14 protein-coding genes are annotated in these 13507 nt (G+C 34.6%); 2 read left to right on the plus strand and 12 right to left on the minus strand.

Translation table 11 applies throughout. From position 1 onward, the window contains the following. The first annotated feature begins 90 nt into the window (after positions 1-90). Entirely contained in the window at positions 91-996 is a 906-nt protein-coding gene (locus CCAL9328_RS04130) for a Ppx/GppA phosphatase family protein (protein WP_170000074.1), read from the plus strand. 45 nt (positions 997-1041) lie between these two features. Beyond that, positions 1042-1485: a GatB/YqeY domain-containing protein gene (locus tag CCAL9328_RS04135; RefSeq protein ID WP_170000075.1), complete on the plus strand. Its 444-nt coding sequence runs from the start codon at positions 1042-1044 to the stop codon at positions 1483-1485. Between the two features lie 24 nt (positions 1486-1509). Here CCAL9328_RS04135 and CCAL9328_RS11155 read toward each other — a convergent pair whose 3' ends face one another. Genes CCAL9328_RS11155 through era form a run of 12 tightly spaced genes read right to left on the minus strand, consistent with a single transcriptional unit; the run spans position 1510 to position 13500 of the window. Beyond that, the gene (locus CCAL9328_RS11155) at positions 1510-2778 is read right to left on the minus strand and encodes a methyl-accepting chemotaxis protein (RefSeq protein ID WP_170000076.1); all 1269 of its coding nucleotides are present in this window, start codon (positions 2776-2778) and stop codon (positions 1510-1512) included. 1 nt (position 2779) lies between these two features. Then, positions 2780-3280, minus strand: coding sequence for a PAS domain-containing protein (locus tag CCAL9328_RS04145; RefSeq protein ID WP_170000077.1), 501 nt, complete (start codon positions 3278-3280; stop codon positions 2780-2782). 46 nt (positions 3281-3326) lie between these two features. Continuing rightward, positions 3327-4571: a type II secretion system F family protein gene (locus CCAL9328_RS04150; protein WP_170000078.1), complete on the minus strand. Its 1245-nt coding sequence runs from the start codon at positions 4569-4571 to the stop codon at positions 3327-3329. Further along, entirely contained in the window at positions 4568-6319 is a 1752-nt protein-coding gene (locus CCAL9328_RS04155) for a GspE/PulE family protein (protein ID WP_170000079.1), read from the minus strand. Before CCAL9328_RS04155 ends, CCAL9328_RS04150 begins: the two co-directional genes overlap by 4 nt. Continuing rightward, positions 6319-6861 carry a hypothetical protein gene (locus tag CCAL9328_RS04160; protein ID WP_170000080.1) on the minus strand — a complete coding sequence of 181 codons (543 nt, stop codon included), beginning with the start codon at positions 6859-6861 and terminating at the stop codon, positions 6319-6321. The genes CCAL9328_RS04155 and CCAL9328_RS04160 overlap by 1 nt, the downstream gene beginning before the upstream one ends. Beyond that, on the minus strand, positions 6858-7685 hold the full coding sequence (locus tag CCAL9328_RS04165) for a CDC27 family protein (protein WP_170000081.1): 828 nt from the start codon (positions 7683-7685) through the stop codon (positions 6858-6860). The genes CCAL9328_RS04160 and CCAL9328_RS04165 overlap by 4 nt, the downstream gene beginning before the upstream one ends. Next, complete coding sequence (locus CCAL9328_RS04170) at positions 7678-8505, minus strand: ATP-binding protein (RefSeq protein WP_169971686.1); 828 nt, start codon at positions 8503-8505, stop codon at positions 7678-7680. The genes CCAL9328_RS04165 and CCAL9328_RS04170 overlap by 8 nt, the downstream gene beginning before the upstream one ends. Further along, a complete protein-coding gene (mshL, locus tag CCAL9328_RS04175) occupies positions 8495-10015 on the minus strand; it encodes a pilus (MSHA type) biogenesis protein MshL (protein WP_170000082.1) in 1521 nt (506 codons plus the stop codon). Before mshL ends, CCAL9328_RS04170 begins: the two co-directional genes overlap by 11 nt. Continuing rightward, entirely contained in the window at positions 9993-10409 is a 417-nt protein-coding gene (locus CCAL9328_RS04180) for a hypothetical protein (RefSeq protein ID WP_170000083.1), read from the minus strand. The genes mshL and CCAL9328_RS04180 overlap by 23 nt, the downstream gene beginning before the upstream one ends. Further along, complete coding sequence (locus CCAL9328_RS04185; protein WP_169971689.1) at positions 10409-11056, minus strand: type 4a pilus biogenesis protein PilO; 648 nt, start codon at positions 11054-11056, stop codon at positions 10409-10411. Before CCAL9328_RS04185 ends, CCAL9328_RS04180 begins: the two co-directional genes overlap by 1 nt. Beyond that, entirely contained in the window at positions 11056-12579 is a 1524-nt protein-coding gene (locus tag CCAL9328_RS04190; RefSeq protein WP_170000084.1) for a C4-dicarboxylate ABC transporter, read from the minus strand. Before CCAL9328_RS04190 ends, CCAL9328_RS04185 begins: the two co-directional genes overlap by 1 nt. A 51-nt stretch (positions 12580-12630) precedes the next feature. Next, on the minus strand, positions 12631-13500 hold the full coding sequence (gene era, locus CCAL9328_RS04195) for a GTPase Era (protein WP_170000085.1): 870 nt from the start codon (positions 13498-13500) through the stop codon (positions 12631-12633). Positions 13501-13507 lie beyond the last annotated feature (7 nt).

A 13507-nucleotide genomic window follows, 5' to 3' on the forward strand; every position in this document is an offset into this window, starting at 1 on the left:
TGTATGAAATTTATTATATAATTACTTTCAAACAAAACGGATAAAATACATAAATTTTTTATGTATTTTATAAAAAATAAGGGATATAAAATGATAATAGCCATAGACCTTGGCTCAAATACTTTTCGTCTAAATTTAATGCAAAATTTAAATGGAAAATATGAAATCATCGATACTTTTGAGCGTATAGTAGGATCTGCAAGAGGACTAAAAAGAAGCGGTAAGATATCAAATGAAGCAAAAGAGGATATATTTAAAGCTATAGCGCAGGCAAAAGAGAAATTTGACTTTGATAAAATAAACCATATAGCTGTTGCCACGCAGGCATTTAGAGTGGCTAGTAACGCGGATGAAATTTTTAAGGAGATAGAGCAAAAATTTAATGTCAAATTTAAAATAATAAGCGGCGAAGCCGAAGCAAAACTTACATTTTTAGGTGTTAAAGAAGCGCTTAATGGGCTTGGCATGGATACTAAGAACTCTGTTTTTATAGATCTTGGAGGCGGAAGTAGCGAGATAAGCAATGGAGATAATTTTAAAAGCTTTGAGTTTGGTATCATTACTTTTTGCGATCAGTTTGACAATGATATCTCTTTGATGAGAAAAAATGTTGCAACTACCACCAAAGAAGCTAAAGAATTTCTAGCTAAATTTGATAAAAAACATATCATTTTAACATCAGGTGTGCCGACAACTATGGCAGCGTTAAAGCTTGGTATGGGTTATGATGATTATGACAAAAGTAGAGTAAACGGATACAGGTTGTTTAAGGATGATTTTGATGGGCTGATGTGTGAAATTTTAAAATTTGATAACGAAAAAGCCGATAAACTCCTGGGTAAAAATCGTAAAATGCCGATGCTTGGTGGTATGCTTTTGTTAAAAGAACTTTTGTGTAACGAAAAAGCCGAGCTTGTTGTCATAGATGATGGTCTTAGAGAGGGTGTCGGGGTGGCGTATTTTAATAAAAGCCTAGATGAAATTTTAAAATTTTAGCCTATTTTTGATATTATTTCGGGATAAATTTTATAAAGGAAGATCATGAGCATAAGAGAAGAAATTTTATCTGATATTAAAGAGGCCATGAAGGCTAAAAATGAATTTTTAAGAGATACGTTGCGCACTATAAATGCTGCTATAAAACAAGTCGAAGTCGACAATCGTATAGAAATGACCGACGAAGTAGTGTTACCGATACTTCAAAAAGAGATCAAGAAAAGACAAGATTCTATAGAGCTATATATAAAAGGTGCTCGCGAGGAGCTTACCAAAAAAGAGCAAGAAGAGATAGATGTGATATCAAAGTACCTACCGCAACAATTAAGCGATGATGAGCTTGAAACAGTGATAAGAACCATTATAACAAAGCTTGGTGCTAGTAGCGTTAAAGATCTTGGCGCTGTAATGAAAGATGCTAAAGAGCAAATAGGGGCAAAAGCCGAAGCAAAACGTATAAGCGAAGTTGCAAAAAGGCTTTTGTCATAATCAAATAAGGCTAGTTTTCTAGCCTTATTTTCTATTTTCTTGGTTCATTTCGTTGTATAGTCTAAAAATTTCGCTACTTATTTTTTCTAACTTGCTAAATCTATCTGCAAAAACTTCTAAATTCGAAGCATTGTATCCTTCTTTTGCCTCTGTTAAATTTGTAGAGATTAAAGAGTTAAATTCTTCTATTAAAGGTCTTATTTTTGCATAAGAGGTGGTTTTAGAAAATTTTTGAGCGCATTCATTCTCATACCATCCAAGAAGATCCTCTCCCGTTTTTAGGATCTCTTCTTCGGTATGCTTTCTCTCGTTTATAACATCTGAATAAGCCGTTGTTTTGTATACTATTTGTGTTATTTTTGCTATTATGCTAAATGTTTTATCTACTACATATCTTGACGTAGAAGCCGTAGTTTGCGCATCTTGGTTAAATTTATAAAGTGTTTGCTCAAACTCTTGCATGCTAGCTCTTGCAGCTTTTGCTATCCTGTCGATCTCTTGTGAATTTGAGTGTATATCTCTTGCCTCTTGCTGTAATGTTTGGATGTTTATACCTATCTCGCTTGTTGCCTTTTGTGTATTTTCGGCTAGTTTTTTAACCTCATCGGCAACAACTGCAAAGCCTCGTCCATGCTCGCCGGCACGTGCTGCTTCGATGGCTGCATTAAGGGCAAGCAGGTTTGTTTGCTCTGCTATATCTTTAATTAAATTTACAACAGATGAGATGTCATCCGTTCTTGTGCTTAGAGTATGGATAGCGTGATTTGAGTTGTTTATAAGTCCGTCAAGTGAGTTCATTTGCTCATTTAACTCGCTTAAGCTAACTAGTGTTTCATTTGCATTTTTAGCTGTTTCGTTTGCTATGGATGTCATTGTTTCTAGGTTATCTATGCTTTCGTTTAGATCCACTTGAACCTCTTGCATGCCTTGGTTGCCGTTGCCAAGCTTGTCAAATTTCTCTGAAAGTATGCCTCTAACTTTGCCTTTTTGACCGGCTTTTATACCGTCAACTCCTGCACTCATAGAAAGGGCATTTGTTTGAAAAGTGCCGCGAAAACCTTCGGTAAAGATATTTCTATATGTTATACCGCTTTGAGCTGAATTTATACATGTGGAAATTTCTCTTTGAAGTGCTTCTACTTGATCAAGCAGGTCGTTTATGCCAAGGGCTATCTCTCTTAAAGGATGATTTGGGTTTATGTTTATTATGCGAGGCTCTAAAATACCATTTCTAGCAGACTGGATAACATCTAAAATTTCATCATAATTTTCCATTTTTTTATTAAAAAACATATCAAAGCCTTTGTAAATTATTTATAAATTCATTATACGTAACTTTTTTTTCGTTTAAAATTTCATTCAAAGCCTTAAATGAAGCCTCGATACCGCCGCGTTTTTCTATTTCAAGCAGCTCTTTGTAAAGCGGTTCTATAATTTTGATAGCTTTTTCGTTAGGTTTTCTTCTTACGGAGTAGTAACCTACGATTTTATTGCCTGCGTCAAGTGAAGCGGTGACATTGGCAAACACCCAGTAAAATCCACCATCAAAGCTTTTGTTTTTAACATAGGCAAAAACTTCTCTTTTTTCTTGGATATGTTCCCATAGGATTTTAAAAACAACACGTGGCATATCGGGATGACGGACGATATTGTGCGGTTTTCCCAAAAGTTCTTTTTGCTTAGCACCTACAATCTCCAAAAAAGGCTCGTTACAATAAGTTATTTTGCCTTTTGTGTCTGTTTTGGATACTAAAAAAGCATTTACATCAACTCCATGTTCATTGTTTGTAAGCATTTTATACTCCTTCTCATGCAATACAATTAATAGTATAACATAACTTTTAATTTTTTACGGCTTGCGCCAAGTCCCACATAGGCATAAAAATGCCAAGTGCGAGTAAAATAACCATACCGGCTATAAACACAAGCAAAATAGGCTCGATATAGCTTGAGATGTTGTCGATTATGTCGCTAAATTTTGCCTTATAATAGTCAGCTATCTTTTCTAACATGCTGTCTATACTGCCGCTTTGCTCTCCGGCGTTTATCATTTGTATAAGCATATTTTCATAAAGCTCTGTCTCCTTAAAAGCTTCTGTTAGGCTTACTCCTCTGCCGACTAAAATTTTAACTCCGGCTAGCTTTTCTCTTATGGCGATATTTGATACTGTTATATTTGCCGTATCAAGTGCTTCTGCGATAGGAATTCCCGCACGAACAAGCTCTGTGAATATAAGATTAAACCTGCTCATGTTGGCATAAAATATTATCTTGCCTATCAAATAAACTTTAAGTAGGTATTTGTCTAATTTTGTTCTGAATTCTTCGCTTTTATCATAAAATTTCTTTGCAAATATACCAACGGCAATAAGTAAGGCGATGATGTAAAAACCGTAGTTATTCATGGCGTATTCTATGCATAGTAAAATTCTAGTAGGCACAGGAAGCTGGGCGTTAAGTTGCTCAAAAATTTCTCTAAACTGAGGAACTACCATAAGCATCATGACCGTAAAGGCAACAATGATAGCGCATATCACGGTAACCGGATAGCGTATAGCCTTTTTAAATTTTTGTTGGTTATCCCAAACTTCTTGTAAGATATTTGCAAGTTTTTTTAAAGAGTCAGCCATGTTTCCTGTGTTTTCGCCAAGTCTTATCATGGCTATAGTTACATCACCTAGCTCATGTTTGAAACTTTCTACTGAAGATGTTAGGCTTGCACCTTGGTTTAGGTCCTCGTTTATGGATGTAAAAATTTCTTTTAGTTTTTTATCGTTAGTTGAAGTTGCGATCTCTTTTATGCTGTCGTGGATAGAAATTCCGGCGTTTGCCATGACACTTAGCTGGCTTACTACGGCAACCAAATTTGGCACTTTAACCTTTGTGGAGGAGAAGTATTTAGAAAATTTATCTTTAACATCTTCCATCTGTTCTAAAAGTGGAAGAGTTTTTGTCTCGCCGATCTTTACTATCATGCCTTTGTTGTTTTTTGCAGCAAGACTTCTAGCTTCACTTGTGCTATTTGCCTTAAGGGTCATTTTCTGTCTTCTGCCGTTTTGGATGTATTCTACGTCAAATAGTTTCATATCTTAGCAACCCTGTAAACTTCTTCTATCGTTGTGACACCGTTTGCTGCACGTATAATGCCGTCATGAAACATATCTATAAAGCCCTCTTGATAAGCTACGCTTCTTATTTCGTCTTTATTTGCACCATTTGCAACCAAGCTTTGTATGGTATCCGTGATAGGTAGAATTTCGCTTATCATCTCTCTACCTAGATAGCCGGTTTGTGAGCATTGTTGGCAGCCTGTACTTGAGTAAAATTGATACTCTTGAGGGATATATTGTTTTAGCTCTTCAAATGTATCTTTTGGTAAAGTTATGGCTTGCTTGCAGTGAGGACAGAGCTTTCTTACAAGTCTTTGAGCCTCGATACATATGAGTGCACCGCTTACTAGATAAGGCTCTATACCCATGTCTATCATTCTTGGTATGGCACTTATGGCATCATTTGTATGCAAAGTGGAAAAAACAAGGTGACCGGTAAGAGCTGCTTGTATAGCTATGCGAAGTGTTTCTTGATCGCGGATCTCGCCTATCATTATGATATCCGGGTCTTGACGTAAGATAGAACGAAGTGCAGTAACAAAGGTCATGCCTGTTTTTTCATTTACATGAACTTGCTGTATCATGTTTAATTGATATTCAACCGGGTCCTCGACTGTTATGATCTTTGCCTTTATGCTCTTTATATCGCTTAATGCGCCATATAGCGTTGTCGTTTTACCGGAACCGGTCGGTCCCGTAACTAAAACTATGCCATAAGGGGCTTTCATGGCTTTTTTAAATTTATCGAAATTTTTTGGATGCATGCCCAAGTTTTCTAAATTTATAATAACCTTTGACTTATCAAGGATACGTAAAACCACGCTTTCGCCATTTAGGATAGGAAGGGTTGAGATACGAAAATCATACTCTTTGTCTAAAATTTGAGCTGAAAAGCGTCCGTCTTGTGGTTTTCTACGCTCTGCTATGTCCATGTTTGAAAGCAGTTTCATTCTACTTACCATAGGCGGGTAAATGTCTTTATCAAATATAAACGTCTCACTAAGTATGCCGTCTATCCTGCTTCTTACTATGCAGTTTGTTTCAGTCGGCTCTATGTGGATATCGCTTGCTCGACTTTGTATAGCTGTTTTTAAAATAACTTCGATAAGTTTTAAAATTCCGGAACTCTCGGTATTTGAAGCACCGCTGGCTGAGCTTGAAAGCTCTTTTCTTATCTCGGCAATGATGTCTTTTATGCTTTCGTTTAAAGCAAGTTTGTTTGTGTATTTTTCTATCTGTGTTGGGTCTGCAACGACTACTTTTAGTAGTTTTCTGTTAAATAAATTTTGAACCCTATCTTGAGTCATAACGTCAAATGGATTTTTGAACGCCACATAGATATTTATCTCGTCCTCTTTTATCGGAAGAGCTTCGTAGCTTTTTAATTGACTTGTGTTTATGCGTTCGCAAATTCTATAGTCTATATCTATATCGTCAAGGTTAAAATACGTAAGTTTAAAGCGAAGCGCGATATATTTTAGAAATTTCTTTATATCTATTTCGAGGTCTTTTGTTGTTTCAGTGATGTTTATGCGACCGCGTCTATAAAGATCACCCAAGGTTTCATCTATCTCTTTTTGTGTTATAAATTCATTTTCATAAAGAATTTCAAGCAGAGTTTTGTTCGTTTGAGTCTTTAAATTTTGTATATTTTCTACTTGCTCTATTGTTAGTTTTGAGTTTTGTTCTAGCGTTTTTAAGATGATATTTTCAGTTATGTTCATTACCAATACTCTATTTGTGATTTTAATTCGTCGTCTTTGAATGTTTTTAGGATTATTTTATTTGTTTGCGACTCTTTTAGGACGTTAAGCGTATAGTGCGTGCTTGAGTTTTTTTCCTTAAATATATACTCGTCACCATCTAAGATGTATTCTTTTTTTACAAATTTATCAAAGATAAAAGATAGTATATAATCACTCTTTGGAAGTCTAATATAGCTTATGTCTACATTGTCGATAAGTGCGTGATAGAGAAGCTTTTTTTTAAACAAAATATCCGCAAAATACGCCGCATTCTCGCGTGCTTCTTTTGTTTTTACCAGCTTAAACATAGGCGAAGCTAGCCTGTTTAGTTCATGTATATTAAGGCAAGATATGCCGTATATACTCATTATTGACTCATCTGATGTTTTTTTGAAGAAATTTTCAACTTGGTTTGAGCAAACTTTTCTGTATTCACCGTTACTAAACCACTCTTCTATCTCTTGTTGGTTTATGGCAAAAAGATTAATCACGGTTAGTAATATAAGTAAAATTTTTTTCATAACGAACCACTTTCTATCTTTTTAATTAATACATCTATCGTGGCTTTGTTTTGCTTTTTATTATACTCTTTTAGAGCCTTTAGGGCGTCATTTTTATTACCTGTGTAATACTTTGACTTAGCAAATATCACCCACGACTCTTCTGTGTTGCTGTCTATCTCGTTTGCTGTTAATGCCCATTTTATAGCTTCGTTGTAGTTTTTATTTTTAAAATTTATCCTAGCTACCTCAAGGGCGTAGCTTTGGTTGTTTGTTGCAGCAAAGGACTCTTTTAAAGATGAGAGTTCGTCTTTTGGAGGTATTATTTGTATGTCTATTTTTGATTTTTGTGTTTTTGGTTGCTCTTTGGCCACATTCTCGTCAAAGTCTAAAATTTGGTTTTTAGGAAGAGGGGTGTTGTCGGCATCATCACTACTTGAGATGACTTTAAGCTTTAACCAGCCTTGTGGTGCGGTTTTACTTTCGTTTTTAGTGTCACTAGGCTTGATGTCTAAAATTTTATCACCTGAAGCATTGTAATGTCTTAGATTTTCTTCTAGTTTGTTTGCTACTTTGCTTATAAGCTCTTCTTCTTTAAGTTTTTCTTCAAATCTCTCTTTTGCATTTATGCTTTTTTGCTTACTTTCGTTTATAACACTTGAGATGGTGTCTGGTTTTTGATCATTTTGTTTGGTATTAAGTGCATAAAAGCCGCTTGTAGCCAAAACGGTAGCTAGGATTAAGATTATTATTAGTTTTGTTTGATTTGAAATTTTTGGCTTTTTGCTTGCTATATAGGCTTCATAACGTTTTTCAAGCTCTCTTATCTCTTGTGTGCTAAGCATTTATAAGTCCAGTATCTATTGCAGACATAATTAAAATTTTTTGATTTTGTTCTTTTGCGGCCAAAACTGACGGTTCGTTTTTTTCGTAGTATTCGCAAATTTCGTAAAATTTATACAAAAGTTTATTTAACGTTCTTAAATTTCCTTCGCAAAGATCGTATATGAGAGCAAAGTCGGCGTCACTAAAATTCAGGTATTTTTCTAAATTTTTCATGGAAATTTTTTTAAGTATATATGTGATGACCTCATTTAGATCAGCACTTTTTAGTTCTATACTCTCCCAAATTCTAGTTTGAAAATAATCCTTTGCGATAACATCTTCTTCGCTTGTTTTGTGGATGGTGAAGATAAATTTAAAATACCTGCTGTCAGCCATTAGCCTAATTTTTTCAATCAACTCTTGTGGATAGAGTTGGGCTTCGTCTAGGATTATTACGATTTGATTTTCTAAAATTTCTTTTTTATTTGCAAATTTTTTTCCATACTCTTGTATTAGCTCTTCAAAGTTGTTTATGTTTTCTTTTTTATCGGTAAAAATTTCATCACAAAGTGCGTTTACGAAACTTGTTTCGCTAAAAAAAGGGTATGAGAAAAATATAACTTGCTTTTGGTTATCACCAAGATCTTTTACGATTTTATTTAATAAAAATGTCTTTCCGGTGCCAGGTTTTCCATAAAACAATACAAGCTTAAGCGGTTTTTTGATCACAGAGATGATCTTGTTGTAACAAGATATAGTTTTGTCTAAATTTACAAAGCTATTAATATCATCTTCGTTTATAAAAATTTCTTTTAAATCCGCATAAATGTTATTGCTCATATAATGTCTTTGAAAAACCTAAATCTTTTAAGGATTGTGATATCGGAGCTGGATCGTTTAGATCAACCACTCTTGGTGTTATCACAAATATAAGCTCGGTTGTTTTTGATACATCTTTCGTGCTTTTAAAAGCGTTACCTATAAGAGGTATGCTTGATAGGATCGGTATTTCGCTGTTATCTTTGCCTTTTGTTTGACCGATAAGTCCGCCAAGAACTATCGTGTCGCCACTATTTACATGAACTACAGTTGAGAGTTTCTTTTGTATTGTATCAGGAGCTATCTCTCTAATGGTAGAATTTTGTGTTCTTGTGTCATCTTCTGAGTATTTAAATGTGCTTAAAGATGGGTTTACACGAAGCATGATTTTGTTATTATCCGATACTTCAGGAAGTAAATTTAGCAAAATTCCTATAAATACAGAGTATTGCTTATAAGTAACAGTTGTCCTGTCGCTATTTACGTTGTTGTTGCTGGTTTCTTCCATAACCCTGTAATTTACATTATCGCCGACCGAGATAAGGGCTTGCTGGTTGTTTAGAGTTGTTACTTTCGGGCTTGATATAACTTTTGTTCTACCGTTGGTTTCTAGGAAATTTATTATACCGTCAAGACTGAAATTTAAATTTGCAGCGATGTTTAGTGTCTGACCAAAACCGGCACTTAGTCCATTGCCACGGTTTGTCCAGCCTGCACCGGATGCTCCATTGCTTGGATTGTTGCCTATGTATGAGTTAAAGCCAAGTTCAAATTTACTCCAATCAACCCCCTTTTTATACTCGTTTTTAAGATCGACGGCAATTATCGAAACATCGATGATTACTTGCTTTTTTAGGCGTTTTTGCATCTCGTCTATATAGGTTTGAACGCGTTTTATCTGAGATGGTGTTCCAGTTATCGTGATAAGTCCTGCGTTTTGGTTAATAATAGGATCAGGTGCGATGATGTGCTCGCTAGTGTTATTTAGTATGGCCTTTAGCTCAGCGTCAAGCTTTTCCCAAAAGTCAAATTTTTCTGTTGTTTTAATAAGGTTGTCAGCAGATTGACTATCGTTTAAAGACTGCGAAGAGCCGCTACTTTCTCCCACTTCTACAGGGGCTGAGTCAACGGAAGCTTTTGTTATAGCTGTGCCTTCTCTAACCGAGGTTATATAGTCAAGCTTAAATATTTTTGTTTGAAGAGATGAAATTTTAAGCACGTTGTTCGAAAATTCATAGCTTAAATTTTTTTCATGCAAAAGTAGGTTAAAGACCTCATTTAGCGACATATTTTTTATATTTACGCCATGTGTTGACTCCCTTAGCTCTTGTTTGCTAAGTGTGTCTTTGGCTATGATGCTAAACTCGCACATGTCAGATAGCTGAGCAAGCACGTCAATAAGTGGAGTTTCTTCTAGGATTTTCATGTTAAATTTCTTGCCCAAGCAGCTAGCTTGCGCAGAACAAACGCTTGTAAATAAAATTATAGATAATGTAAAAATTTTAAATTTAGTTGATTTTAATATAGACATTTTTCTTTCCGTTTTGAATTTTGATTTCTTGTTTTTCATCGCCTCTTTTTAAAACAGCGCTTGTATTTGTGATCTTAGTTATTTTGTATTCGCCTATAGTGTCGCCAAGTTTATACCAAGAGCCATCCATCTTGACTCTATCTTGCATAATAGCTTGTAGCGTAAATGTGCTTGCCGTATCTAAAATTTCTGGCGATATCACTGTTGAATTTTCATCTCTTGCAACCTCTTTAAAAGGGCTTTTGCTATTTAAAATTTCATGCTTGCTTATGCCTTCTCTTTGTTGTCTGATCTGAGAAAACATTCCATCATATTTTATCTTTTTATCTTGGACATCTGCCCCAAGCAAAGAGCATAAAGATGATAGGATTATCGTGATAAATATAGATTTCATTAGTATTTCATACCCCAAATAGATATTGCGATATTAGCGCCTAGCTCTTTTTGAGTGGCGTTTATATCGATCTTATGAAGATCGACTACGAGCTCTGATTCTTCTAGTGAATTTATATAGTTGAGCATATTTTGATAGCTTCCTAAAAGTTTTACGTTTATGTTTAAAATTTGCTCTACTTTTTGGTAACTGGGGTTTTTAAATTCATTGTTGAGTTCTAAAATTTTAATATTATTCTCTTTTGCTAGTATTACTATCCTATCTAAAAAAGTTGCCCAATTTTGATCGTTAAAAAGCAAAAACGAAAGCTCTTTTAGTTTGTCGTCAAAGTAGTTGTTAAAGCCCAAAAGTTCTTCATGTGTTTTTTTAAGTGCTTCTAGCTCTTTGCTTTGCTCTTTTATCTTAAAATTTTGATCGCCGTTTGGAGAGCTAACAGACTTTATGTAGTCTTGCACAACCTTAAGTTCTTTTGAAATTTGTTCGTATTGCATACTTTGCTCATTGTAAAATCGCTCAGATGCATCAAATGAGAAAATATACAAAAGATACGCTATAACAGCTATAACACCAAAAGATAATATGTAGCGCTCATTTTGGCTCTTTTGCTCAAAATACTCATCAATCCTGCTTAATATATCTTGTTTCATTATCTTATCTCTACGCTTACATTGCTTTCATAGACATTTTGGGCTTTATTAAAATCTATGCGTTTTGTGTTTATGGAGTATTTTGCCGTTTGTGCGATCTGTTTTATTAGCTCTGTTATATTTTTCTCGTCATTGCTTTGAACCGCAAAAGTCATATTTCTATCTTTGACAAATATATTTGAAACTTTAACTTTATTTTGATTTATGATCTGCGAAATTTCAAATATATTTATCCCTTTCATGGCGTATTCGTTTTTTTTATCGCTGATTTGAGTTAGTAAGTTTTCTCTAAATTCAAGCTTTTGTCTATCTTTAACAAGCATATCTTGCATTTGCTCTTTTTCTTTTTGAAGTCCCGCAAGGCTAATCCTTATCCTGTTTGACTCGTTTTTGAGGTCAATTAGCTCTTGCGTTAGAGCAGGTATGCTTTGCTCTAAATAATACCCTCCAAGGTAATTATACGCAGGATACGCGACCGCAAGTAGTGAAGCTGCGCCACATGAAAGGATAAATTTACCGCTCGTTCGTTTTGTAAACGGTTGGGGTCTTAAAAATGACGAGAAGTTAAATTCTGCCTGATAATCCTCTTCTTTGGTCAGCCTTGCAATCAGAGCCATCATATTGTGCTGTTGACTTAGGTCGTAGTCTTTGCTGTTTATTGAGATGTTTGTACTTAGAGTTGCTGTTTTAAGACCGATTTTATTTTGAACAAAGTTCTCAAGCCCAGGAATTTTACCGATCTCAGAGTCGATAAAGATGTTGTGAATATTTACAAAATATACCCTGTTTATTATATTTATAGCGTCATTAATGTAAAAAAAACAGTCTTCTAAAACATCATTTAACTCAGGATCAAAATTTTCACTTTCGGTATCCATGCAAATGCCGTTTGTGTTAAGTTTTTCATAAAAAGCCTCTTCGCTTATGCGTTCGCCTTTTAGTTCGCTGTATCTATCTTTAATAGAGCTTAGATTATAGCGAAGAGGGCGCGAGGTTAGGTATTCGCCTCCTGAGTAAACAGCTAAAAACGCGTCATCTTTTTGAAGACATATAAAACAATCAACATCTAAAACAGTCAAAAAGCCTTTTTTATAAAGTGAGCTGTATAGAAGAGGGGCGATAGATAGGTAGTCTATGTATGGAATTTTCGCCATTATGTCTTTAAATATCTTATCTATCGTGTCGTCTGCTATGACAAATACGCTAAAAAGCCTATCTTCTGTTTGCGCTTGAGACTCTATAAAGACTATTTTATAGTCAATCGTCGCATCAAGAGAAAGCTCTTCGTAAGTTTTAATAGAGATGATATTTGAAAGCTCTTCTTCACTTGTTTCGCGAGAAATGCTTATAGTTGTGGTGATTAAATTTTTAAATTTAAGATATGAGATAAAGAAATTTTCTTTAGAAATTGATCTTGAAACATCTAAAGCCCCGACTTCGTTCCCTATAAATTTAAATGCATCTTTTTTATATGGATCGATTGTAATAATAGACTTTTCAACGTTATTTCTTATCTTTATCATTCATACCTCATTTGTTACTTGTTTGTATTCTAATGTATTCAAAATAAAAAATCAATAGTTATTTATTTTTTTAAGTATTTTTTCATCTTTACTCCATCCTTTTTTCACTAAAACGACTATTTTTATGAAAATTTTGCGACCAGTCAAATTTGATATAAGCTTTCTTGCGTTTATGCCTATGCGTTTTATAGTTTCGCCGTTTTTGCCTATTATCATTGACTTGTGTATCTCGCGTTCTGTGATAATCGTGGCATAAATTTCTGTTATATCATCTTTTTCTTTTACTTTATCTATTAAAACATCACTGGAATAGGGGATCTCGTCACTTAAATTTTCATAAATAGCTTCAAGAATGAAGTCTTTAAAAATTTCCTTTTCGCTTGTATTTGTTATAAATTCAGGATCATAAAAATACTCATGTTCAGGTAAAAGCTTGCAAATTTCATCTAAAAGAGGTTTTTTGTAAGTTTGTTGTTTTGTGCTAAATGGCAAAAGGGCGCTAAAATGGCTAGCGTAAGGCTGGTATTGGCTCATTTTTTGAAGCACTTTTTGATTATTTACCTCATCAACCTTACTAAGTACTACAATGTGAGGTTTGGTTGGATTTAGAGCTAAAAATGTTTGATAATCGCTTAAATCATCATGGATGGAGGCGATAAAAACAAGAGCATCGCAATCGCCCATCGCCTTTATCGCTTCGTTTACCATTAGTTTATTCATTAGCTTTTCGCTCTTATGAAGCCCGGGCGTATCGGTAAAAATTATCTGATCATCGCCGTTCATTACGATGCCGCTTATTTTTCTGCGAGTGGCGTTTTGTTTGTGCGAAACAATAGCTATTTTTTCATTTAGCAATGCATTTAACATTGAGCTTTTACCTGCATTTGTGCGACCGATTATGCTAACAAACCCTGATTTCAAATTTATC

Source organism: Campylobacter sp. RM9328, from assembly GCF_012978615.1.

Coding starts and splice junctions, on each gene's coding strand:
- CCAL9328_RS04130 (WP_170000074.1), top strand. CDS start 91: ATGATAATAGCCATAGACCTTGGCTCAAATACTTTTCGTCTAAATTTA.
- CCAL9328_RS04135 (WP_170000075.1), top strand. CDS start 1,042: ATGAGCATAAGAGAAGAAATTTTATCTGATATTAAAGAGGCCATGAAG.
- CCAL9328_RS11155 (WP_170000076.1), bottom strand. CDS start 2,778: ATGTTTTTTAATAAAAAAATGGAAAATTATGATGAAATTTTAGATGTT.
- CCAL9328_RS04145 (WP_170000077.1), bottom strand. CDS start 3,280: ATGCTTACAAACAATGAACATGGAGTTGATGTAAATGCTTTTTTAGTA.
- CCAL9328_RS04150 (WP_170000078.1), bottom strand. CDS start 4,571: ATGAAACTATTTGACGTAGAATACATCCAAAACGGCAGAAGACAGAAA.
- CCAL9328_RS04155 (WP_170000079.1), bottom strand. CDS start 6,319: ATGAACATAACTGAAAATATCATCTTAAAAACGCTAGAACAAAACTCA.
- CCAL9328_RS04160 (WP_170000080.1), bottom strand. CDS start 6,861: ATGAAAAAAATTTTACTTATATTACTAACCGTGATTAATCTTTTTGCC.
- CCAL9328_RS04165 (WP_170000081.1), bottom strand. CDS start 7,685: ATGCTTAGCACACAAGAGATAAGAGAGCTTGAAAAACGTTATGAAGCC.
- CCAL9328_RS04170 (WP_169971686.1), bottom strand. CDS start 8,505: ATGAGCAATAACATTTATGCGGATTTAAAAGAAATTTTTATAAACGAA.
- mshL (WP_170000082.1), bottom strand. CDS start 10,015: ATGTCTATATTAAAATCAACTAAATTTAAAATTTTTACATTATCTATA.
- CCAL9328_RS04180 (WP_170000083.1), bottom strand. CDS start 10,409: ATGAAATCTATATTTATCACGATAATCCTATCATCTTTATGCTCTTTG.
- CCAL9328_RS04185 (WP_169971689.1), bottom strand. CDS start 11,056: ATGAAACAAGATATATTAAGCAGGATTGATGAGTATTTTGAGCAAAAG.
- CCAL9328_RS04190 (WP_170000084.1), bottom strand. CDS start 12,579: ATGATAAAGATAAGAAATAACGTTGAAAAGTCTATTATTACAATCGAT.